At 50.2% G+C, this 20,840-nt stretch carries 24 protein-coding genes; 8 read left to right on the plus strand and 16 right to left on the minus strand.

The features are described 5' to 3' along the window. Position 1 precedes the first annotated feature (1 nt). The 4 genes from aroQ to HXW94_RS07715 form a co-directional block, all read right to left on the minus strand. On the minus strand, positions 2–463 hold the full coding sequence (gene aroQ / locus HXW94_RS07700; RefSeq protein ID WP_178366315.1) for a type II 3-dehydroquinate dehydratase: 462 nt from the start codon (positions 461–463) through the stop codon (positions 2–4). Between the two features lie 117 nt (positions 464–580). Then, on the minus strand, positions 581–1,180 hold the full coding sequence (locus tag HXW94_RS07705; protein WP_178366316.1) for an indolepyruvate oxidoreductase subunit beta: 600 nt from the start codon (positions 1,178–1,180) through the stop codon (positions 581–583). Positions 1,181–1,199: 19 nt separating this feature from the next. Then, complete coding sequence (gene iorA / locus HXW94_RS07710; RefSeq protein ID WP_178366317.1) at positions 1,200–3,050, minus strand: indolepyruvate ferredoxin oxidoreductase subunit alpha; 1,851 nt, start codon at positions 3,048–3,050, stop codon at positions 1,200–1,202. An 80-nt stretch (positions 3,051–3,130) separates the two neighbouring features. Then, positions 3,131–3,439, minus strand: a complete 309-nt coding sequence (locus HXW94_RS07715) for a hypothetical protein (protein ID WP_178366318.1) — start codon at positions 3,437–3,439, stop codon at positions 3,131–3,133. 617 nt (positions 3,440–4,056) lie between these two features. Between HXW94_RS07715 and HXW94_RS19485 the strand changes: the two genes are divergently transcribed. Next, positions 4,057–4,311, plus strand: a complete 255-nt coding sequence (locus HXW94_RS19485; protein ID WP_178366319.1) for a type II toxin-antitoxin system HicA family toxin — start codon at positions 4,057–4,059, stop codon at positions 4,309–4,311. Continuing rightward, complete coding sequence (locus HXW94_RS07725; protein ID WP_178366320.1) at positions 4,308–4,655, plus strand: type II toxin-antitoxin system HicB family antitoxin; 348 nt, start codon at positions 4,308–4,310, stop codon at positions 4,653–4,655. The genes HXW94_RS19485 and HXW94_RS07725 overlap by 4 nt, the downstream gene beginning before the upstream one ends. A gap of 44 nt (positions 4,656–4,699) precedes the next feature. Here the strand turns inward: HXW94_RS07725 and HXW94_RS07730 are convergent, their stop codons facing one another. From HXW94_RS07730 to HXW94_RS07750, 5 genes are read right to left on the minus strand one after another with little or no spacing between them, the layout of a single operon-like run. Continuing rightward, positions 4,700–5,755: an AMP-binding protein gene (locus HXW94_RS07730; RefSeq protein ID WP_178366321.1), complete on the minus strand. Its 1,056-nt coding sequence runs from the start codon at positions 5,753–5,755 to the stop codon at positions 4,700–4,702. A 4-nt stretch (positions 5,756–5,759) separates the two neighbouring features. Further along, complete coding sequence (locus HXW94_RS07735) at positions 5,760–6,800, minus strand: o-succinylbenzoate synthase (RefSeq protein WP_246293792.1); 1,041 nt, start codon at positions 6,798–6,800, stop codon at positions 5,760–5,762. Between the two features lie 3 nt (positions 6,801–6,803). After that, the gene (gene menB, locus HXW94_RS07740; RefSeq protein ID WP_178366322.1) at positions 6,804–7,628 is read right to left on the minus strand and encodes a 1,4-dihydroxy-2-naphthoyl-CoA synthase; all 825 of its coding nucleotides are present in this window, start codon (positions 7,626–7,628) and stop codon (positions 6,804–6,806) included. Positions 7,629–7,637: 9 nt separating this feature from the next. Continuing rightward, positions 7,638–9,362: a 2-succinyl-5-enolpyruvyl-6-hydroxy-3-cyclohexene-1-carboxylic-acid synthase gene (menD, locus tag HXW94_RS07745; protein ID WP_178366323.1), complete on the minus strand. Its 1,725-nt coding sequence runs from the start codon at positions 9,360–9,362 to the stop codon at positions 7,638–7,640. After that, positions 9,359–10,480 carry a chorismate-binding protein gene (locus HXW94_RS07750; protein ID WP_178366324.1) on the minus strand — a complete coding sequence of 374 codons (1,122 nt, stop codon included), beginning with the start codon at positions 10,478–10,480 and terminating at the stop codon, positions 9,359–9,361. Before HXW94_RS07750 ends, menD begins: the two co-directional genes overlap by 4 nt. 264 nt (positions 10,481–10,744) lie before the next feature. Between HXW94_RS07750 and HXW94_RS07755 the strand changes: the two genes are divergently transcribed. Beyond that, positions 10,745–11,209: an arsenate reductase ArsC gene (locus HXW94_RS07755; protein WP_178366325.1), complete on the plus strand. Its 465-nt coding sequence runs from the start codon at positions 10,745–10,747 to the stop codon at positions 11,207–11,209. A gap of 8 nt (positions 11,210–11,217) precedes the next feature. Here HXW94_RS07755 and HXW94_RS07760 read toward each other — a convergent pair whose 3' ends face one another. The 6 genes from HXW94_RS07760 to pspF all read right to left on the minus strand — a co-directional run bounded on the left by HXW94_RS07760 (position 11,218) and on the right by pspF (position 15,565). Beyond that, positions 11,218–11,457, minus strand: a complete 240-nt coding sequence (locus tag HXW94_RS07760; protein WP_178366326.1) for a hypothetical protein — start codon at positions 11,455–11,457, stop codon at positions 11,218–11,220. A 22-nt stretch (positions 11,458–11,479) separates the two neighbouring features. Continuing rightward, a complete protein-coding gene (locus HXW94_RS07765; protein WP_178366327.1) occupies positions 11,480–12,340 on the minus strand; it encodes an NAD(P)H-hydrate dehydratase in 861 nt (286 codons plus the stop codon). Next, positions 12,331–12,894 carry a putative Se/S carrier protein gene (locus HXW94_RS07770; protein ID WP_178366328.1) on the minus strand — a complete coding sequence of 188 codons (564 nt, stop codon included), beginning with the start codon at positions 12,892–12,894 and terminating at the stop codon, positions 12,331–12,333. The genes HXW94_RS07765 and HXW94_RS07770 overlap by 10 nt, the downstream gene beginning before the upstream one ends. Further along, on the minus strand, positions 12,891–13,109 hold the full coding sequence (locus tag HXW94_RS07775) for a sulfurtransferase TusA family protein (RefSeq protein ID WP_178366329.1): 219 nt from the start codon (positions 13,107–13,109) through the stop codon (positions 12,891–12,893). Before HXW94_RS07775 ends, HXW94_RS07770 begins: the two co-directional genes overlap by 4 nt. A gap of 28 nt (positions 13,110–13,137) precedes the next feature. Next, positions 13,138–14,229, minus strand: a complete 1,092-nt coding sequence (yedE, locus tag HXW94_RS07780; protein WP_178366330.1) for a YedE family putative selenium transporter — start codon at positions 14,227–14,229, stop codon at positions 13,138–13,140. Positions 14,230–14,455: 226 nt separating this feature from the next. Continuing rightward, positions 14,456–15,565, minus strand: a complete 1,110-nt coding sequence (gene pspF / locus HXW94_RS07785) for a phage shock protein operon transcriptional activator (protein ID WP_178366331.1) — start codon at positions 15,563–15,565, stop codon at positions 14,456–14,458. A gap of 211 nt (positions 15,566–15,776) precedes the next feature. On the opposite strand from pspF, the gene pspA reads away from it, so the two are divergent. The 5 genes from pspA (at position 15,777) to tyrA (ending at position 19,442) form a co-directional block, all read left to right on the plus strand. Continuing rightward, positions 15,777–16,463, plus strand: a complete 687-nt coding sequence (gene pspA / locus HXW94_RS07790) for a phage shock protein PspA (RefSeq protein WP_178366332.1) — start codon at positions 15,777–15,779, stop codon at positions 16,461–16,463. A gap of 85 nt (positions 16,464–16,548) precedes the next feature. Beyond that, positions 16,549–16,794, plus strand: coding sequence for a phage-shock protein (locus HXW94_RS07795; RefSeq protein ID WP_178366333.1), 246 nt, complete (start codon positions 16,549–16,551; stop codon positions 16,792–16,794). Between the two features lie 3 nt (positions 16,795–16,797). Beyond that, positions 16,798–17,241 carry an envelope stress response membrane protein PspC gene (gene pspC, locus HXW94_RS07800; RefSeq protein ID WP_178366334.1) on the plus strand — a complete coding sequence of 148 codons (444 nt, stop codon included), beginning with the start codon at positions 16,798–16,800 and terminating at the stop codon, positions 17,239–17,241. A gap of 200 nt (positions 17,242–17,441) precedes the next feature. After that, positions 17,442–18,101, plus strand: a complete 660-nt coding sequence (locus tag HXW94_RS07805) for an NAD(P)/FAD-dependent oxidoreductase (protein ID WP_178366335.1) — start codon at positions 17,442–17,444, stop codon at positions 18,099–18,101. Between the two features lie 198 nt (positions 18,102–18,299). Next, complete coding sequence (gene tyrA, locus HXW94_RS07810) at positions 18,300–19,442, plus strand: bifunctional chorismate mutase/prephenate dehydrogenase (RefSeq protein ID WP_178366336.1); 1,143 nt, start codon at positions 18,300–18,302, stop codon at positions 19,440–19,442. Positions 19,443–19,479: 37 nt separating this feature from the next. Here tyrA and HXW94_RS07815 read toward each other — a convergent pair whose 3' ends face one another. Next, complete coding sequence (locus tag HXW94_RS07815; protein ID WP_178366337.1) at positions 19,480–20,838, minus strand: sigma-54-dependent transcriptional regulator; 1,359 nt, start codon at positions 20,836–20,838, stop codon at positions 19,480–19,482. Positions 20,839–20,840 lie beyond the last annotated feature (2 nt).

Genomic DNA, 20,840 nt, shown 5'->3' on the forward strand with positions numbered 1-20,840 from the left:
CTCAACCAACCAGGGAATGAAGAAAATCAAGGGCCATATGGTAGCCGTAATGACCGAACCCGGTGAGCTGGCCGGTGGCAATACCGGCAATCATGGAGGTATGGCGAAAGGTTTCGCGCTTGTGGATGTTGGACAGATGCACCTCCACAATGGGGCATGACAGCATGGACAGGGCATCGCGCAGGGCCACAGACGTATGGGTCAGGGCGCCCGGATTGATGATCACACCGGCAGATCCCTGTTCAAACACGGCATGGATGTAATCCAGGATTTCACCTTCGTGATTGGACTGGAAAGAATCCAGGGAAAGGCCCAATGCATCTGCGCGCACTTTAAGTTCTCTGTTGATCTGATCAAGGGTAAACGCCCCGTAAATATCAGGTTCCCTTTTCCCCAGCATATTCAAATTGGGACCATTGATGACATGAATCATGCCGGGTGTTATCTGTGCCTGGGTATTCATCTTCTTCTCCCGTAACCAGCAATTCTAAATTTATGCTCACACAAAGCCTCAAAGGCACAAAGGGGTATAAATCTTTGTGCCTTAGTGTCTTTGTGTGAGCTTTTCAGCGGTTTTCAGTTATACAGTGCCGGCAGCGGCAGCCTCAAATCCCAGGTCAAAGGCCTTCAGGTTCATCTCAACAAGCGCCGGTTTAATCCTGCGTTTGATCGCTTCTTTGACGTTTTCCTTTGAAAAGCCTAAGGCCCCGGTCTGGATCAAGGCACCTAACAGTACAATATTCACACTCATGGGAGAACCGGCTTTCCTGGCCAACGCCATGGCGTCTATGGCCACCAGGCCGGCGGTCTTCTCCTTGAGTATCTGTTTGATTTCATTGACCTCAGGGTAGTTCCCTTTGCCGATGGCCACGGTAAAGGGCGGCAGGGTCGCGGTATTGGTAATTACTCGTGTATTGGCAGAGCACCGGCCAATGGCGCGCAGGGTTTCAGCCGGTTCAAATCCCAGCAGGATGTCGGCTTCCCCATCGGAAATAATAGAGGATGAGGCATCGCCGAAAATAATGGCGGACTCCACCACACCGCCGCGCTGGGCCATGCCGTGAATCTCGCTCATTCTCACCTCCACCCCTTCAATGAGGGCGGCTTCGCCCAGGACCTTGGATGCCAGAAGATTGCCCTGTCCGCCAACTGCAACGATGATCATTCTTAGTGGTTTCATATTAAACTTGTCTCCTTGTCTATTTCTTCAGTGGGCGGATGGCGTTTTCAGGACAGATCTGGGCGCACAACGCACAGCCCACACAGGTATCCGCATCAATTTTCACCCGGCCCGCTTCAATGTAAAAGGATGGACAGGCGATCTCGTTAATGCAATCCTTGTGGTCTTTACATTTATCCGTTACTTCAAAGGCTCTCGGCTTTTTCAGTTTAATGCTCTTTGCCCAGAGGATACAGGGCTCTTTGGCGATAACAACCGAGACACCATCAAAGGCCATGGCCTCTTTGAGCGTTTCAATGCTGTTTTTCACTTTAAAGGGCTTGATCACGGAAACATGCTCGACCCCCAGGGATTTGACCAGGTTTTCAATATCCACCCGGCCGTACCCGGGCATGCCCATCAGGTCCATATCCACGCCCGGGTGGGGCTGGTGGCCGGTCATGGCAGTAATGCCGTTTTCAAGGATCACCAACGTGAAATTGTGGCGGTTGAACACGGCATTGACAAGGCCTGTAATGCCTGAATGAAAAAAGGTGGAGTCGCCGACCACACTGACCACCTTCTGGTCCGTGGCCTTGCTGAAACCGCAGGAGGTACTCACCGACCCGCCCATGCAGACCACAAAATCCCCAATGGACAACGGCGGCATAAAACCTAAGGTGTAGCAGCCGATATCACTGGGGTGGATGACATCCATGCCCTGGGCAGCCTTTTTAATGGCGTAGAAGGTGGCCCTGTGGGAGCATCCTGAGCAAAGATTGGGGGGACGGTTGGCGATTTCCGGCACGTCAGAAGTATCAATCTTTGGGGCCGGGGTATAATCTATGCCGAAAAAGGTCGCGATCTTCTCCCGGACCATGGCGGGATGAAATTCCCCTAAGGGGGTAAACAACATATCCGTCTTGCCCAGGATGGGGATGGCAAGGCCCGCTTCCTGGGCAAAGGCTTTGACGGCCTCCTCCATGAAGGGTTCGCCCTCTTCAATGACCAGTACCTTTTCACAGCCGGCCAGGAAATCTTTAATCTTATTTTTGGGCAGGGGATTGGAAAACCCGGGGCGAAGAATCTTGACCTTTGATTCAATGCCAAGGTCTTTTACGGCGTCCAAGGCATAATGGTAGCTCACCCCGTTGGCCACAACCCCCCATACGCCCTGCCCTGTGATAAAATTGAATTCTGAAGATTCAGATATGCCGGCGGCTTTGTCCATGCGCGCCAAAAGCTTGACATGCAGTTCCCGGGCCACGGCGGGCACGGTAACGCAGCGCATGGGGTCCCTTTCAAACCGGCCCTTTGTCTGTCGCGCTTTAATGTCGCCAAAAGTAACAAAGGCATTGGAGTGGTTGATCCGGGTGGTGGTGCGCAGGATCACCGGTTGTTTCAGGGTTTCGGACAGTTCAAAGGCCGCTTTGATCATATCCTTGGCCTCGGCCACACAAGAGGGTTCGAACATGGGAAAATGGCCGAACTTGGCATAGTAACGGTTGTCCTGCTCGTTCTGACTGGAGAACATGGCGGGATCATCTGCTGTTAAAATCACCATGCCGGCGGTTACGCCGATATAGGCAAGGGTCATCAGTGGGTCGGCTGCCACATTAAGCCCCACATGCTTCATCATGCAAAAGGTGCGAAGTCCTGAATTGGCCGCAGCAGCTGCGACTTCCAGGGCAACCTTTTCATTGGTGGAGTATTCAAAATACAAATCCGATTCTCTGGACATCTGGAACAGATTCAAAGAGACTTCCGAGGACGGGGTCCCCGGGTATGTGGTGGCAAAGGCGACACCGGCTTCAACAGCGCCCCTTGCAATGGCTTCGTTGCCCAGGAGCATGATTTTCTCTCCGGGGCTGTCCTTTAATAATTTATGCATGCGCACGGCTCCTTAAACATAAAACGCTGACAAGGCATCTCCCGTCAGGTCATCTAAGTGGTAATTATAAAAAAATAATCTCAAGCATATAATTTTTCAGCGTGTGCCAGGGAAGAGGCATACCCCTTGAACCCTTGGGTATCCTCGCAGGAATTAATGGCACTGGAGGCAAAAAAACCTTCCACCATGGTCTTTTTCCCATGGCGGATCAACCCCATGAACAGCACCGGAACAAGACTGAGCCCGTTTTTGCCGGTTTCAACACTGAAGTCCAGGGGGGATTCGGTCTGATAGACGGCAAACAAACTGTTTTGAACAGGCATGAGCTGAACAATTTCAGGGTGTTCGTGGTGGTGGTCGTGATTGTGATCACTACAATGTTTGCACATGATCTTTAAAACCTTTCATAAAATGCGGCAAGGAAACCCCTGAGTCTTTAGCTCAGGGGAGGAATTGCCGCCTCCTTTTGGTTAAAAATATTTTTTGTAAAAGGCATATAATATTTAAACAGCCATATGCCAGGGCTCAACACCCGTTTCCGGGGTAATGTTTGCCTCGTCAATGTTATGATCGGGTTTGGCGCAAGCAGCACCGGCTTAACCCCTTAAACCTGTTTAACCACTTGCCGTAGAGCCTGGAGCTGGCAAGCACCCCAGGGTACCTATTTCCGATCTAACGTAGTGCTCGAAGCACTCAGACTGGTCAACTTTGGGGCCTTTTCAAGCCCCTCGGTCTTCAGCCGAGGGGTAGTTGACTCCTTCAGGTTGAGGCACCTATCTTTTAAAACATCAGACCTTTGCCGACAAATAACTCAGACCTTGTGCCCTAAAAACAATTTAAGCCCTCAATATTACCGAAATTGATTATAGAATTAAAGATTTTTGAAAAAAATTCCTCTGTTCGGGCCAACTTTGATTTTGACTCAAGGTATCATGGGAAACATGATACTAAATTCCCAGCTAAAAACCAGCTTGAAAGTGATGGCATAAAATGATACCACCTACTTGTGAAATCAAAACACAGAAAAACATTAATCGCAATCTTTGCAACGCCAACCAGGGCTAATATCAAATTCAGCGACATTGAATCCCTGGTTATTGCTCTGGGGGGAGAAGTTCGGGAAGGTGCCGGGTCTCGTGTTATGCTGGAAATTTCCGGTAAAAGGGAGTATGCCCACCGTCCGCACCCGGGGAAAGAAGCCAAAAGATATATAGTGGAAAGAATTCGCAAATGGTTGATAAATTTGGAGGTCACACCATGAACAGCATGACATACAAAGGATATTTTGCCCAAATCAATTTTGATGACAGAGATAATATATTCTGGGGCAAAGTAACAGGAATTAAAGATAGTATCACGTTTGAAGGCGAAACAGTCACAGAGCTTAAAGAGGATTTCCATAACGCAATTGACCATTACCTGGCCATCTGCGAACAGGAGAATGTAACCCCGGATAAGCCGTATTCAGGCAAATTGACATTACGCCTGCCGCCACAGACCCACGCGGAAATAGCCCAGGCTGCCGCACAAAAAGGGACCAGTCTCAATAAATGGATAACGGACACATTGACCCAGGCTGTTCATAAACATCATATAAAAATGTAAGACAATCCATAGGGATAAAATACTCCCTGTAGTGGTCCTGCGGGTTAAATTCGCCGTATGATTTTCCCGGTTTCAGTCCGCTTGAATTTATCCTTAAACACAATGTCTTTTGGCCTCTCGTAGCGGTTCAGGTGTTGGTCAAAAAAGGCTTCCAGCTTTTTTTCAAGCTGTTCATCCGCCCGGGTTTCTATGACCAGAATAATTCTGTTCCCCAGAATTTCATCGGGCAAGGCCCCGATGAAAAACGGATATGCAACCAGGTCTTCCAGTTTTTTTTCTAAAATTTCGGGAAAATACTTTATGCCACCGGAGATGATCACATTATCGGCCCGTCCCAGAATTTTAAAAGTTTTATAGTCATCAAGCTCAGCCAGATCGTTCGTGAAAAGACACGGCGTTTCCAGGCCCGGCATTTCAATGGTCAGACAGCCCTTTTCAGACAGCCCCACATGAATTCCCTTAAGACAGTAAAAGCGGTCAGATGCGTTTTGACCGTTTATGCGGCGAAGGGCGATGTGGGTAGCGGTTTCGGTCATGCCGTAGCTTGCAAAACAGGCTGTGGGCACGGTTTGAAGTTCGGTGTCAAGTATCGCCGGAAGCGCGGAGCCACCGATGAGCAAAGCCCCAAGCGCCTCAAACCGTTCCGGGTACTCCAAAAGCTTTGTCACCTGGTTGGGCACCATGGCGGCGAATCGGAAGGGGGTGTCCCTGCACTGGGCAAGGAAGGCGAAATCATCGCTTGGCTCTGCGGTGCACAGATCCAGCTCGCCCAAAAGAGCCCGGATCACCATAAGTTTTCCTGCGATATATCTTAGGGGCAGGCACAGCAGAATGCGCTGTCCGGATTTCAGGTTAAAAAATTCAAGGGTGCGCAGGGCGCTTTGGGCCACAAACTTTTTTTCCAGAAAAATGGCCTTGGGCGGACCTGTGCTGCCCGAAGTGTGGACGGTGATGACGTTTTGCGGCCCATACCATTGGGCCAGAAAATCAATGACATCAGATGCAATGCCCGGGGGGCAGTCCTGACGTTTCTTTTGCAAAAGCGCTTTCACCCGGTGCACAGTACCGTTGAGGCACAGGGTATCCGGAAAAAGATTCACAGCCTTAAAAAATCCCCGGAAAGATAAACCGTTTGCCCGGATCGAAAAAAAGCGTTTCCCCACGGATTTCCAGGGGGGAGGCCATATTATTGGTAAATAATTGCCCCGTACCAAGGCCCTGGTGCAGAGAAGGCTGCTTTAAAAAAGCCCACTGGGCAATAGCGTTTAAACCCAGGTTGGATTCAAGGTAGGAGGTGATCCACCAGCCGATTCCCCTGGCATCGGCCAGTTCAATCCATTCGTCACACCCTTCCATCCCACCGTGCAGGCTGGGTTTCAGCACCAGGTAATGGGGGGCAAGGGTGTCCAGAAGATGGATTTTTTCTTCACGTTCCCTGATGCCGATGAGTTCTTCGTCAAAGGCAATGTCCAGGGGTGACTGCTTGCACACCCCGGCCATGTGCTGCCACTGTCCTTTGGCGATGGGTTGCTCAATGGAGTGAATACCCAATTCTGCCAGCTGTCCAAGCCGGTCCAAAGCATCGTTAGGGGAGAACCCGCCATTGGCATCCACCCGTAAAATAACATCGTCGGCACTGTATTCCGCCCTGATATCTTTAAGGATGGCAAGCTCTTCCTCAAACTGAAGCGCCCCGATTTTAAGCTTAATGCACCGCCACCCCGAATCCAGTTTCTGCCGGATCTGTTCTTTCATGAACGAGGGCTCCCCCATCCAGATCAGTCCGTTAATGCGGATGCCTTTCTCCCCCCGGGTGAAGCTGGAAGGAAAAAGAATCTGGGGGCCGGTCTGTTCCAGATCCCTGAGGGCGGTTTCCACGGCAAACCGGATCGAAGCAGGTATACGCTGCTGATGCGCCTGGGCACAAAACCCATCCGGGTCTGCGGCAAGGGCGGCAAGGGCCTGTTCCACCTCAGCAATGCTTTCAGCGCTCAATCCTGGCAAGGGCGCACACTCCCCGACCCCGACCCGGCCCTCTTTTTCCAGAACAAGATACCAGACCCGGCGGTGCTTCAGTACCCCCCGGGATGTTCCTGCCGGCCGTTTAAACTGTAAATCATGTTCAATAATACGTGCTTTCATCATTGATTAAGGGAACTTCGGAAATTTATTAAAATCAGGCTTCCGCTTTTCAAGAAATGCGTTTTTGCCTTCCTGGGCCTCCTGGGTGAGGTAATACAAAAGCGTAGCATTACCGGCAAACTCCTGAAGCCCGACCTGGCCGTCAAGTTCGGCATTGAGCCCCAGCTTGATCATACGAAGGGCCAGGGGGCTGTGTTCCTGCATTTTTAATGCCCAGGCAACAGTTTCATCCTCGAGCTGATCCAGGGGCACCACCTTGTTGACCAGGCCCATCTCCAGGGCTTCGGCCGCCGTATACTGACGGCACATGAACCAGATCTCCCGGGCCTTTTTCTGACCGATCGTGCTGGCCAGATAGGATGAGCCAAGGCCGGCATCAAAACTGCCCACCTTGGGGCCGGTCTGGCCAAAGATGGCATTTTCGCCGGCGATGGTGATGTCGCACACCACATGCAGGACATGGCCGCCACCGATGGCAAAGCCGTTCACCATGGCAATCACGGGCTTGGGCATGGACCGGATCTGTTTCTGAACTTCAAGGATATTCAGCCTTGGGATGCCGTCCTTGTCAATGTACCCCCCCTCCCCTTTAACATTCTGGTCGCCGCCGGCGCAAAAAGCCGTGTCCCCTGCCCCGGTCAGGACAATTACATTGATACGCTGATCCTCCCGGCAAATACGCAAAGATTCGCTGATCTCATGGACGGTGGTGGGACGGAAGGCGTTACGGTAGCGTTCACGGTTGATGGTGATCTTGCCGATGCCCTCATAATACTCAAAAAAGATATCTTCAAATTCTTTGATGGTTTGCCACTGGCGCGTTTCTGTCATACATCCTCCCTATATCGTTATTCTTTTTTTGATTTCTGAAAACAGTCCCTTAAATACTGTTGTGTTGGTCCGGGCATCCGTAAACACCTCTAAAAGGGTGGGATCAGACCGGTCAGGATTATAGAGTTTTTCAAGGGCCTTGTCCAATTTGGAACCTGAGTCGGCCTGCAGATAATCAAGGCCGAATGCCGATGCAAGGCCTTTGGCTTTTGCATTGTGGCCTGCAAAAAAACAGTCTTGAAATATCGCTTGATTATGCGCCCCGGTGCGGCCGGCAAGGTCTTCTACAAAACTGAAAATATTACCGCCGCCGTTATTAAGCAGGATAATTCTTAGATTTCCCCCCAGGTATTTATTCCACAACCCATTGGAATCGTAGAAAAAAGAGAGATCCCCCAGGATAAGCGTATTTATCTGCGAACGGCATGAAGCATACCCCACCGCCGTTGAAACAGAGCCGTCAATACCGCTGGTTCCCCGGTTGCCAAGCCAGGTAACGCCTTTAATGCCGGGGTATAACAGCGCATATCTTACGGTGGAACTGTTGCCCAGGTGTATGACTGAATTTTCAGGCACGGCCTTTAATACGCGGGCACATGCCGTAAAATCACTAAACGGCGCCCGGTTCAGATAGTGTTTATAAATTTGCAAGGCCTGATGTTCCCGATTTTTCCAGGTCCCGGCATAATCTCCCGACACCCTGGGGATCGGCATACCGGCCAATTGTTCAAAAAACCGTTCCGGGGACATGGCACAAACCCGGGTCAATGCCTGGTAGGTGTCCATATGCCCACCGCCGGCATCCACATGAATATGCTCGTTTGGTTTATATGCCCTTAAAAATTGCCGGATACGTTTGGATACAAAATGCCTGCCGAAAGTAATCAGCAGATCAGGCTGAAAAACGGCGGCGTCGCCGGAGGATATGGACCCAAGCACCAATTCCGGACAGACACAGCAGCAACCGGAAGCCATCTGCAGATTGGCCAGGTGTTCGGCGGAAACCACAACACCGGTTTTTTCCTCAAACAGGGAAAGTGCATTGTTAAGGTCTGCATTGCCGGGGGACTGGCCTACCAGTACAAGTATTTTATCTGCCCGGCCGATCGTTTCAACCACCCCGGCCAACGCCTTTTCGTCAAGCTTGCTGCGTGTTTCCGCATCCTCAATCACTTTAACATCAGGCAGTTGCACATCCTCGGTCCGGTGCAACGGCTCTTCAAGGGGGATATTGATATGCACAGGCCCCGGCGCATCAGACACGGCCGTATTAAGTATCTCGTTGATCAGACGCGCACCGGACCACAACTGACTATCCGATTCTTCTAAGGGCAATGAACACGATTGCTGGATAAAATTACGGTACAACGCCGTTTGATTGATGCACTGATTTTCCAGCTGATCAATCCAGTAGGCAGGCCGGTCCGCCGTCACCACGATCAAAGGAATATTCTGGTAAAAGGCTTCGGCCACAGCCGGGGCAAAATTAACAGCAGCCGTACCGGAACTGCACACAATGACCACCGGTTTTTGCTTTGCCTGGGCTACCCCTAAGGCAAAATAACCGGCACTGCGCTCATCTACAATCACCCGGCAGTCAAACTGTCCGCAACCTGCCAGGGTATGGATTAAAGGACCATTCCTGGACCCGGGGCACAGCACAATATCAAAAATTTTCTTGCTTAGGAATAACGATGCAAGCTGCTGCACATGGCGCTTGGTTGAAATCATCATGCCTGTCCCTGTAAGGCTTCTATAGCGTTTAAAAGCGTTCTGGACTTTTGCGTGGTCTCCTCCCACTCCTGTTCCGGGTTGGACCGGGCCGTGATGCCCCCGCCGGTGTAAAGAACATACTGGCTGTCTTCGATTTCCATGCTGCGCAGGTTCACATAAACATCAGTGCCGCTTTGTTCAAGGCGCCAGGGCCCCAGGAATCCGGTATAATACCGCCTGTCGTGGGGTTCAAAGTCCTGGATAAAACGAGCGGCCTCAACCTTGGGCAAACCGCAGACCGCAGGCGTCGGGCAAAGCTGTTCAACAAATTCGCCAAGCCGCTCCCGGATTGGGTCTCCGGAAAAAAAGAAAGAGGTTTTCAAGTGAGCCACGGTGGCTGTCTCAAGGTCCTGGGGCCCCTTTGTCTGGTAGGTTGAAAAACCAAACCGGTGGAGTACATCCACCGTGTATCTGGAGACAAAGGCCTGCTCTTCAATCTCCTTGGTAAACCAGCAATAGCGGCCATCGGGTCGCCGGGGCTGGGTGGCGGCCAGGGATACGGTCTGGGCATGCCGCCCATCGGAGCGAAACAACAGTTCAGGGGTGGCCCCCATCCAGAGCCCGGCCCCGGGCAGGTTCACCACAAAGACAAACACGCCGGGGTTTGTCTCATGCATCCCAAGAAACAACCGGCCCATGGATTCATTTTTTTTCTCTTTGCAAATGCGCCTGGAGACAATGACCTTGGAAAATTTTGCGGCGTGAATCTGTTCAATGGCATGGTTGACGCAAACCAGGTAATCATGAAAATTGGTTGAGATGCAAGCGTCTTTTGTTTTCCGACTAAAAGAGGCCGACGTCAGGAATTCCGGGTTAAACGACTGGATTTGATCATAACCTTTCAGGTGTATGACCGGCGGCAGAACAATGACAGGGACATGATTCGATATTTTAAACGGGGCAAACACAAACCCCCGTATCCGGCTCAACTGTTCTATACTGCCCGGGAATATAATATCATCCTCCGACCCTGCAATCAGTTGCGGGCTGTCACTGGACGGAGGGAACCAGCAGGCAAATGCGACATTTTTTTCTATCAGATTATCAATCAGACAACCAAACTGTGTAATGCTGTTCATCCTGTTCCTAATTTCTTACCGGCGGACGCGGCAACTATACAAATCTAAAATTTTTATTTCGTTATTGTATTTCAATCTGAGCGGTTTCTTTAACATCCCTGATTCATGAATAACAGTTTTTTTTGGCGGGATGTCTAATCTCCCATTTAATTCATTCTCTCATAAACTGCTAACAGTTATTTGCTATATGCACTTCATAATTTTATGATATCATAAATCTGAATTTTTCTGATTAAAGACTATTTAAGAGAGGAATAACGTTACATGTCAAAAAAAACAGTCCTTTTTGTTTGTGAAATGAATACGTGTCGCAGTCAGATGGCTGAAGGTTGGGCGCATTACCTTTATCCAGATAAAATCAACGCTTTTTCAGCAGGAATCAGCACCGGCCCGCTTGACCCGCTTGCCGTTAAGGTAATGAAAGAGGCCGGTGTTGACATCTCGGGTCATGAAACCCATGCAGTTAAGGATTTTATGGAAAAAGATATTGATTGTGTCATAACCGTATGTGATACCGCAGCACAAAAATGTCCAAGTTTTGCGGCTGACGTAAATGTCATTTGTCAATCTTTTGACAATCCTCCTGAGCTAACTAAAAATTTAACTAACGAAGATGAAAGGCTTGCTGTTTATAGACGCGTCCGGGATGAAATCAGACTTTTTGTTGAAGGGTTGCCGGAAAAATTAAAGGTAATTAAAAACACAAAATTGAACAGGTTTGAAGAATAAGAACCATGTCAATCGTTGCCGACGGCCTTTTTTAAATCTTGAACCAGGGCCGCTAAATCCAGGTTGTATTTTTCGGCAACCACGTCAAGGGACTCAAAAAGCGCGTTGCAGCAAATACACTCCCCGGCCCTGGCATCCCAGCGTTTGAACACATCCTGGGTGGCATTATATTTTGAAACAATATCCAGCACTGTCATGCCGGGCTCAATCGCGCAGATTGAAGAATATTTTTCTGATTTATCCGTCATTTTTTACACTGTCCTTTATAATTTATTGATCCTCCAGAACCCGGGCCAGGGCTTTGGGGATCTGCAAAATTATGTCCATCACCTGACAGGCGGGTGTCGGATCGGCATACATCCCGGCCACACGGTTCACAAGGGCGGCAATGCGGCAGGCGTCCGAAATAAGTTTCCCGGATTCAATCAAGGCGCAGACAAGGCCGGTCAGGGTGTCCCCGGTGCCGCCCATGGCCTCCATGGCTTCGGCAGCCGGTTTGCTGATCTGACCTGTGATTTCACCGTCTTCCACCACATAATCAACACTGCCCTTGACCAGAAGGTGACGGGCACCGTTTTGGTATTCATGGGCCCGGGCAATAAGATCCGGCACATTCTTGTCCTGGTGCAGAATAAAGCCCCTGGTGTAAAAAGGATGGGGCGCAGTTTCGTCCGCCAGAAAGGAGAGTTCCCCCACATCCGGCGTAAAAAGGTCATAGCTTTGGGCCTGGCCGCTCATCTTGGCCGCGTACATGAACCCGGCATCTGCAATGAGAACAGGTCTTTTCGCCATCCCTTCAACGGCAAAAAGAACTTTATTGTGCCAGTCTACGTCGGGCTGAAGATAATGAAACGCCAAGGTAGTTGTCGCCATACCCGGCAGTTCCCGGGACAGGTGTTCATAAAGATTCCGGCTGCCCTTGCCGGTGCCGATATCACCGACCAAAGCGGTTTCCACCGGCAGCGGTCCAAGCACTTGACAGGCGGCCAGTACTGCGGCGAGCAGGGCCGGGGTTCCACGGTTCACAGGCACACGAATGCCGTTCACGATCATATCCGCACCGTCCAGGACTGCCGGTCCCAGGGTTAAAGGAAAGGTCTCATCCGGCACTGTACCGACAATCAGGAGCATTGGCGGATCATCTCCTTATGGGCCAGTTCCAGGGCATAGCCGCAAAGTGTATGCCCAATTTTACCGGGGCGCGGGGCCTCATCCAGGTGTCTGCCCACCATTTCCCGGGCAAGGTAGGGCACATCCGGGCACCCGCCGCCTGAAATATTGACGATGATTTTTGTTTTTTTTTCAATGGTCAGCTTCATGTTGGCGGCCCGGACCATGAGATAATCGCCAAAATCCTTGGTATGAAAAAGGTCCACGGGGTTGAGCAACGGATGGGTCACCGGCACCACGTCCAGGGGCGGAATGCCTGCCTCCTCAAGCTGTCTTGTCAGCATCAGCCGTTCAATAAGGGGAAACTGAATCACCAGATCGCACCCGCTTTGAATCCCGGGGGGGGGACCCATGACTTTGATTTTCCACCCCCGGGATTTTAAAAAATTTTCCGCCTGGATCACTTCGGATGTGTTCTCAAACACCAGAATGCCCAAGTCTTCCTTTGCTTTCCGGGCGCCATCTTTCGGTGCCCGGTTAAACAGGCGGGATATACGATTAAACACCAATATCATCCTTTCCGGATAAAAATCCGGGTATTCTCGTCATCGTCTTTGATGTCAAAAACGTTCCAGCCTTTACTCTCTGCAGCCCGGACCACATTCTCCCTGGACGCCTCGTTATCCACGATAACTTCAAGTTCACCATCGCTGCCGGATTTTATGGCATCCAGCGTCATCAATACCGGTTGGGGGCAGGAAAGCCCACTTGCATCGATTATTTTGCTCATCGTATTATTCCTTATCTTTTTATTCAAATTAAGCGGCAATTCTTTTTTTCATGGCAAATCCAATGAACAGACAAACGGCGAAACCGACGATAACAGCGGCAATACCGTGGGGGCCAAGCCCCTTGGGAGAGCTTGCCAGTCCGAAATTATGGGCAAAGGCCGCACCGGCAATCATGCCCAGCACAAAAACGGAAGCATCCGTATCCCCTTCACCGGCCAGGAAAAGCTGACGTCCGGGACAGCCGCCGGCCAGGGCAAAGGCCAATCCGGCCAGGGCCATCCCCAGAAAATTCCAGAGATGAAGGTTATGCGCCACGGGCTGGCCTGTAAATCCAAGCTGAAACTGGCCGAGAGCAACATTGGCAATACAAGCAAAAATTAAAAGGGATAAAAAACCTGAAAGCAAATGGGTCTGGCCGAATAAAATCAGATCACGAAGCGCTCCCATGGTGCAGAACCGGCTGCGCTGGGCCAAAAATCCAATACCCAGGCCGACCACAAGAGAAATCAGCAACGGTGCGTGCATGGCTCCGGGCCCTTTAAGGCTGTAAAACAGCACGCCGCTTTTCGCTTTCTCCGGCACCTGGGGATAGATGAGCATAAGAACAAGAAGACCGAGCATCACCAGGGGCAACATCCATCCGGCACCGGCATGGGTGGACTGGGAACGTCCCAGGTTATACCCGTTTTTCAGAAACATGACCCCGATCCAGACCCCGAAGCCTAAGCCCAGGATTCCCAGAACGGCATTCAGGTCACCACCGGCCAGCCGAAGCACGGCCCGCCAGGGACACCCCAGAAAAACAAGGGCACCGATCATGGCAAAAACACCTAGGACAAAACGAACCATGGGTGCTGATCCGCACCGTGGTTTAAACTCCTTGAAACTGTAGGCAGCCACCAGGGAGCCCAGCACAAATCCGATAATTTCAGGGCGGACATACTGGACAACACCAGCCCTGTGCAACCCGATGGCCCCCGCGATATCCCGTTCAAAACAGGCAACGCAGATTCCCATATTTCCCGGATTTCCAAGTTTTTGTAAAGCAGCGGCAAGAATTCCGATCACAGCGCCCACAACAATGATCCCGACGCGGGTGGAAAAAAAATTTTTAGCCATGGCCCGGCTACCTCCTAATACAGTTCATTATTCATAACACTTAATAATCAAGTAAAAATATTTACCCAACACAAAAGGGGTTCCATCGCCATCATTTTCTGCCATCCATGACAATTTTTATCCAATTGATTATAGCAATGGAAAATTTAAATATTGATTTAAAATTTAAATAACGATCCATCCTTCTGATTGAAATATATCGTCACTGACAAGGCAGAAAATGGGATCATATTCCATGCTTTTTTTTCAGACCCCGGAACTGGTCATAGGATATGCCAAGGTTTGCTGCGGCTTTTTTCTGGTTGAACCGGGCTGCGGTCAGGGCCTGGGATAAACGGAAGCGTTCAAGGACAAGCACGGCCTTTTTCAACGGCAGTGCGGCCAGTTCCGCCAGTGGCAAGACGGCATCTTCCTCGGCACTCAATGCTTTTTCTTTATCTTGGATTGACTTTCTATCAGCAGATAAATCGGCGATCCGGCTTTCAGCTTGTCCGACGGGTGGCGTCCCAGGCCCGGGCAGGGGACTGTATGGCGATGCAAACGGTGAAAATTCAATCCGGGTAATGACCGGAGCATTTGATTTATATACAGCGCGTTCCACCACATTTTTCAATTCCCGGACATTACCGGGCCATCCATGGGATTCAAGGCTCCGGACCGCTTTTTTTCCAAATTCCGGCACTTGATTAAATCCCAGTTCAAAAGCCATGCGTCCGGCAAAATGATTGGCAAGCAGCATGACATCCCCTTTGCGTATCCGCAACGGCGGAACATAAATCACCTCAAAAGAGAGACGATCCAGAAGATCTTGTTTAAACCGGCCAAACCGGGCCATTTGAGCCAGATCCACATTGGAAGCCCCCACAATGCGCACATCGGTATGGACAGGATTAACCGCCCCTACCCGCTCAAACCGGCCGTACTCCACCACCCGAAGAATTTTTTCCTGGACTTCCATGGGGATATTTCCGATTTCATCCAGAAATAACGTGCCGCCGTCGGCCTGTTCAAACCGCCCGATCCGGCGGGCAGCGGCCCCGGTAAACGCCCCTTTCTCATATCCAAAAAGCTCGGATTCGATCAGGGTGGCGGTTAAGGCCGCGCAGTTCAGTGTAACAAAGGGCTTTTGCCAGCGCCGGGATAAAAAATGCAATCGTGCGGAAGCCAGTTCCTTGCCCGTGCCGCGCTCTCCTAAAATCAGTACAGGCCGCTCAATGGGCGCGACCCGGGAGATCTGCTCCTGGAAACTTAGAAACGCCTCGGATTGGCCCAGCGCCTCGGACATACTCACAGACCCGGTGTGGTTATCCGCCGAATGGGTATATCCCAATTTCATCTCTCCTGTTATGGTTAATTTGACCAATATTTAGCTTTTTATACCATATTACAATTATTAAAACCATACCAAAACCATCTATAAAAAACATAACCTGTTGGAATTCATAACAAACAAAAAAAGATGTCATATGGCACATTTTCTGCTTTTTTGAATAACAGGTAACATAACAGGCGCAAAAACTTTAAACGTTTATACAAGGAGAATAAGAATGGGTATTTTTACACGCTTCAGAGATATTGTATCTTCAAACATCAACGCCATGCTGGACAAGGCCGAAGATCCTGAAAAGATGATTAAGCTCATGATCCGGGAAATGGAAGACACCTTGATTGAGCTTAAATCATCCTGTGCCGCCACCATTGCCAATCATAAAAAAGTGGAACGGTTAGGACAAGAGGTTCGGGAAAAAGAGGCGTTCTGGAACGAAAAAGCTGAACTGGCAGTAACCAAGGGGCGTGATGACCTGGCCCGCCAGGCCCTGATGGAACGACGCAGATTCAGCCGGCGACTGGAAGTCGTGGAAACAGAACTCGTTGATCTTGCAGGCATGGTGGATCAGTATAAAAATGATATCACGGAACTTGAAAACAAGTTGAAATCCGCCCGGGAAAAACAGCGCATGCTGGTCCAGCGGCATATCCGGGCCCAGCATAAAAAAAGGGCCAAACAGGAAATTCGTAGAGCAGAGGCCACCGAAGTCATCAAGAAATTCGAAGAGATGGAAAACCATATCGAGCGCATGGAAGCCGAAGCAGACTTAGTTGATTTCGGCAGACGATCCAGCCTTGAAACCGCATTTGATGACCTGGCAGCCGACGAAGAGATCGAAAACGAACTCAATGCATTGAAATCCTCCCAATCCGGCGCAATTAATGATACAAAAACCCAGAATTAACATGCGATTATTTTTTAGGGAATTTGTTCAAATCAACAAAAACTTCATTGAGTAACAATTGCCAAAGGGGGTGGACAGATAGGATATGAGCAGCGTAGTCATTGCAATCATCAATGTCGGCGGGTCAATACTTGCCCTGATCATTCTGGGAATAATCATCATCGGCATTATACGGGCAACCAAAGCCGGCGGGATTTCAAAACATGAGAAAGACGCCCGGATCGAAGAGACAAGAATGATCCAGGACATATACAATGCCCTGCCAAAAATGGAGGAACGAATTGAAGCCCTTGAAACCATACTTATCGAACGTGGGCACCAAAAAGGATAAAAAATGAGATACCATAAAAACCGTTATCACCGTGCCGGTGCTGGCATGCGAGGGCGGACAGGATATGGCAGCGTCCGTCAGAAAATGGGCCGCCTGACCGCATCCGAAGGCTTTTATCGCTCCAGGCGGGGCATTATCTTCGGCGTTTGCCGGGGCTTGGCTGAACATTTCAACTTCTCCGTATTCTGGACCCGGGTTATCGTGCTTGTCCTGTTTTTATTCACCGGTTTCTGGCCGGTCGGCGTCCTTTATTTTGTTGCCGGACTCCTGCTTAACCCTGAGCCTGTCATTCCGCTGGAAAGCGAACGGGACGAAGAATTTTATCAGTCCTATACCCGGTCAAGATCCTCGGCCATCCAGCGGATTAAAAGAAAATTCGACAATATTGATCGCCGGGTTCAGCGCATGGAAGATACGGTTACGTCAAAAGAATTTGATTTTAAATAAAAATAGTGTTAGGTCAAGAGCTGAACAATAAAACGCATTGTTCTTTTCCTTTTTTTCGCCTGCCCCGCAACGGGCAGGCGTTTTTTTCATGCACCCCAAATTTAAGCGATATTTTTTTGTGGATATTCAAGCCAATGTAGTACATAATATTTTATTATCGTATCATTTTTTATAAATTTCATTCTAAAAGGACGGAATAGATGCTTAAACTTGGTGAAAAGGGAGCCATTCTCCAGAATGACAACAAAACCTATGCCATTGCCCCTCACATTCCCTGCGGGGTTGTTACACCGGAAATGCTCAGAAAAATTGCTGATGTGGCAGAAAAATACGAAGCCAAAGCGCTCAAGCTCACCGGGGCCACCCGTATTGCCCTTGTAGGACTCCAGGAGGAGGATATTGATTCGGCATGGCAGGATCTGGGACTTGACAAGGGTGCGGCTGTGGGCATGTGTATCCGCTCGGTACGCGCCTGTCCGGGCACCACCTTCTGCAAGCTCGGCAAGCAGGATGCCCTGGGCGTGGGCATGGAAATGGACAAGCAATACCACGCCATGGAACTGCCGGGTAAATTCAAAATAGCGGTATCGGGGTGCAAGCTGTCCTGCTCAGAATCCTGGGTCAGGGACATCGGACTCATCGGCGAAACCAACGGCTGGATCATTGTCATTGGCGGCAACGTGGGCATGAGTCCCAGGATTGCCCAGAAAGTAGCTGAAGGACTGAACACGGAACAGGCCATGGCGGCTTGTAAACGCATTGTTGAATATTACAAAGAAAATGCCAAAAAAGGGGAACGCCTCGGAAAGATGATTGATCGTATTGGCCTTGAACCCTTTGAACAGGCCATTCAAGGTTAAAATCATAACAACCGTCCCCAGATCCCTTTGGGATTTAAAAAGGAACCGTTAACACCCCCTCGGTTGAAGACCGAGGGGGTTGAAAAAGCCCCAAAATGAAACTAAAGACACCAACAATGCAGGCTAAAATGGGCGCCGCCGGCGCTTCGTTTCGCCCTCTAATATCTTGTCTCTAGTTTCCTGTAAAGACCATAAATCATGACCAAAAACAACGCCTCTTTTGAACAGCAAATCAAACCCCTTCGGGATGAAATTGATGCCATTGATGCCCGGATTATCTCTTTATTAAGCCAACGCCGGGAACAGGTGGACAAAATTGTGGCGGTAAAAAAAGAGCACAAGGTGCCCATTTACCATCCGGCCCGGGAGGAAGATGTGATATCCCGCCTGCGGGGAAAAGCCTCGGAAAAGGATGTAGACCCTGATTTGGTGGAAAATCTTTACCGAACCATCATGCATCAGTCCAGGAAAACTCAGACCCGTGTGTCCAAAACCAGTTTGATCCGGCCCCAGGCAAGAATACTTATTGTGGGCGGTGCCGGAGAGATGGGCCGTCTGTTTGTCCGGTTTTTCACCGAAACAGGCTACCAGGTGGACATCCTGGATAAAAATGACTGGGCCCGGGCCCGGGCTTTATGCAAACATGCAGACCTTGTCATTGTGTGTGTTCCCATTAACGTCACCGTTAAGGTCATTGACGATATAGCCCCCCTGATGCGGCCGGATGCAGTACTCACGGATCTGACTTCGGTTAAAAAGCGCCCCCTTGAAGCCATGTGCCGGGCACACAAGGGTCCTGTCCTGGGGTTGCACCCCCTTTTCGGCCCCACCACAAACAATCTGGACAAGCAGATCATTGCCGCATGTCCCGGACAAGACGATGATGCCTGCCGGTGGGTGATTGACCAGCTGGTTGCCTGGGGTGCCGTGGTTGTTGAAACAAGTGCCCGGGAACATGACCAGGCCATGGAAATTGTCCAGGCCCTTCGGCATTTTGCCACGTTCAGTTTTGGCAGTTTTCTGTACCGCCAGGGTATACCCATTAAACGCACCCTTGAATTCTCAAGCCCGATCTACCGTCTGGAACTGGGTATGGTGGGCAGGCTTTTTGCCCAGGACCCTGATCTGTATGCTGAAATCATCTTTGCCACACCTGAACGGCGTCAGCTGTTAAAAACATTTGTTCACTCCCTGACCCAGTTCCTGGATATGCTTGAATCCGGTGATAAGGACGCGTTTATTAAAGAATTTAATGAGATTGCTGAATGGTTTGGACCCTTTGGCCACCAGGCCCTGCGTGAAAGCACCTATTTTATCAACAAACTGATTGAACGGTTCTAAGAGCCTGTTTGATAACGCATCAATTCATTTGCGCGCCTCAGGTTTCATCCCCGTATTTCTTCAGTTTTTTAAGCAATGTTTTCCGGGTAATGCCAAGTCTTCGGGCCGCTTCGCTCTTGTTGCCCCCGGCAGCCGCCAGCGTGGATAAGATAGCGCGTTTCTCAACCTTGAACAGGGAAATATTTTCAAGATTCAAATCCGCATCCCGGATCTGTTCAGGTTCATCGTCCAGGATAAACGAAAGATCAGACCGGCAAAGGTAATCGGTCCTGGCCATGACCACGCCGCGCTCCACGGCATTCATCAGTTCACGGACATTGCCGGGCCACTCATACCGGATAAGGGTATCCATGGCATTGGGAGAGAACCCCTTGATCTCCCTGCGATTTTTCCGGGCAAACGCATCCAGAAAGTGCATGGCAAGTTCCGGGATATCCTCGATACGCCGGCGCAACGGCGGAATATCAATGTGTACCACATTAAGCCGGTAGTAAAGGTCTTCCCTGAACGTTTGTTTTGCGGACATGGCTTTTAAATCCTTATTTGTGGCGGCAATCACCCTGACATCCACGGCAATGGTATTTTCTGCGCCCACGGGTGCAATCTCTTTTTCCTGGATGACCCGCAGCAGCTTTACCTGCATGGCAAGACTCATCTCACCGATTTCGTCCAGCAGGATGCTGCCCTTGTCCGCTAAAAGAAACTTGCCTTTGCGTTTTTTATCAGCCCCGGTAAATGCGCCCCGCTCATGGCCGAATAACTCAGATTCCAGAAGGGTTTCGGTGATGGCCGCACAGTTGATCCGGATATAAGGATGCTGCCGTCTCATGCTGTTGTTATGCAGGGCGGCAGCCACAAGTTCCTTTCCTGTGCCGGATTCCCCCGTGACAAGCACATTGGCATCGGTGGGCGCCACCATGTGTATGGTATCCAACAGCGCTTTAACGGCAGGGCTTTTGCCCAGGATATCATGGTGAAAGGTAGTGGTTTCCAATCGTTTTTTCAGGTCCTGATTTTCGTTCTTCAAATGGAGGCGTTCAAATACCCGGTCCACGGTGAGTTTTAACTTATCAAAATCAAGGGGTTTGGTCAGGTAATCATAGGCCCCGATTTTCAGGGCCTGAACCGCCGTGTCCACCGAGGAATAGGCAGTCATGATGATTACGGGAAGGGCTGGATTAAAGTCATGAATTTTAGCCAGGGCTTCCATGCCGGACATTTTCACCATTTTCATATCCATGAGTACCAGGCCAAAGGGGCTGTTTGTCACCATGTCCACCCCCTCATCTCCGTCCGGAGCAACCTGCACGGTATATCCCCACCCTTTCATCAGGGTTTTAAGCATGGTGGCATGGGCTGTATCATCATCCACCACCAGCACGGTCTTGTCGGTCATCA

It is taken from the genome of Desulfobacter latus, assembly GCF_013389365.1.
GTDB classification, from domain to species: Bacteria; Desulfobacterota; Desulfobacteria; order Desulfobacterales; family Desulfobacteraceae; genus Desulfobacter; species Desulfobacter latus.

Coding starts and splice junctions, on each gene's coding strand:
- HXW94_RS07815 (WP_178366337.1), bottom strand. CDS start 20,838: ATGACCGACAAGACCGTGCTGGTGGTGGATGATGATACAGCCCATGCC.
- yedE (WP_178366330.1), bottom strand. CDS start 14,229: ATGGCTAAAAATTTTTTTTCCACCCGCGTCGGGATCATTGTTGTGGGC.
- HXW94_RS07725 (WP_178366320.1), top strand. CDS start 4,308: ATGAACAGCATGACATACAAAGGATATTTTGCCCAAATCAATTTTGAT.
- aroQ (WP_178366315.1), bottom strand. CDS start 463: ATGAATACCCAGGCACAGATAACACCCGGCATGATTCATGTCATCAAT.
- menB (WP_178366322.1), bottom strand. CDS start 7,628: ATGACAGAAACGCGCCAGTGGCAAACCATCAAAGAATTTGAAGATATC.
- iorA (WP_178366317.1), bottom strand. CDS start 3,050: ATGCATAAATTATTAAAGGACAGCCCCGGAGAGAAAATCATGCTCCTG.
- HXW94_RS07805 (WP_178366335.1), top strand. CDS start 17,442: ATGCTTAAACTTGGTGAAAAGGGAGCCATTCTCCAGAATGACAACAAA.
- HXW94_RS07775 (WP_178366329.1), bottom strand. CDS start 13,109: ATGAGCAAAATAATCGATGCAAGTGGGCTTTCCTGCCCCCAACCGGTA.
- pspF (WP_178366331.1), bottom strand. CDS start 15,565: ATGAAATTGGGATATACCCATTCGGCGGATAACCACACCGGGTCTGTG.
- HXW94_RS07755 (WP_178366325.1), top strand. CDS start 10,745: ATGTCAAAAAAAACAGTCCTTTTTGTTTGTGAAATGAATACGTGTCGC.
- pspC (WP_178366334.1), top strand. CDS start 16,798: ATGAGATACCATAAAAACCGTTATCACCGTGCCGGTGCTGGCATGCGA.
- HXW94_RS07705 (WP_178366316.1), bottom strand. CDS start 1,180: ATGAAACCACTAAGAATGATCATCGTTGCAGTTGGCGGACAGGGCAAT.
- HXW94_RS07760 (WP_178366326.1), bottom strand. CDS start 11,457: ATGACGGATAAATCAGAAAAATATTCTTCAATCTGCGCGATTGAGCCC.
- tyrA (WP_178366336.1), top strand. CDS start 18,300: ATGACCAAAAACAACGCCTCTTTTGAACAGCAAATCAAACCCCTTCGG.
- HXW94_RS07765 (WP_178366327.1), bottom strand. CDS start 12,340: ATGCTCCTGATTGTCGGTACAGTGCCGGATGAGACCTTTCCTTTAACC.
- menD (WP_178366323.1), bottom strand. CDS start 9,362: ATGATGATTTCAACCAAGCGCCATGTGCAGCAGCTTGCATCGTTATTC.
- pspA (WP_178366332.1), top strand. CDS start 15,777: ATGGGTATTTTTACACGCTTCAGAGATATTGTATCTTCAAACATCAAC.
- HXW94_RS07770 (WP_178366328.1), bottom strand. CDS start 12,894: ATGATATTGGTGTTTAATCGTATATCCCGCCTGTTTAACCGGGCACCG.
- HXW94_RS07750 (WP_178366324.1), bottom strand. CDS start 10,480: ATGAACAGCATTACACAGTTTGGTTGTCTGATTGATAATCTGATAGAA.
- HXW94_RS07735 (WP_246293792.1), bottom strand. CDS start 6,800: ATGATGAAAGCACGTATTATTGAACATGATTTACAGTTTAAACGGCCG.
- HXW94_RS07795 (WP_178366333.1), top strand. CDS start 16,549: ATGAGCAGCGTAGTCATTGCAATCATCAATGTCGGCGGGTCAATACTT.
- HXW94_RS07715 (WP_178366318.1), bottom strand. CDS start 3,439: ATGTGCAAACATTGTAGTGATCACAATCACGACCACCACCACGAACAC.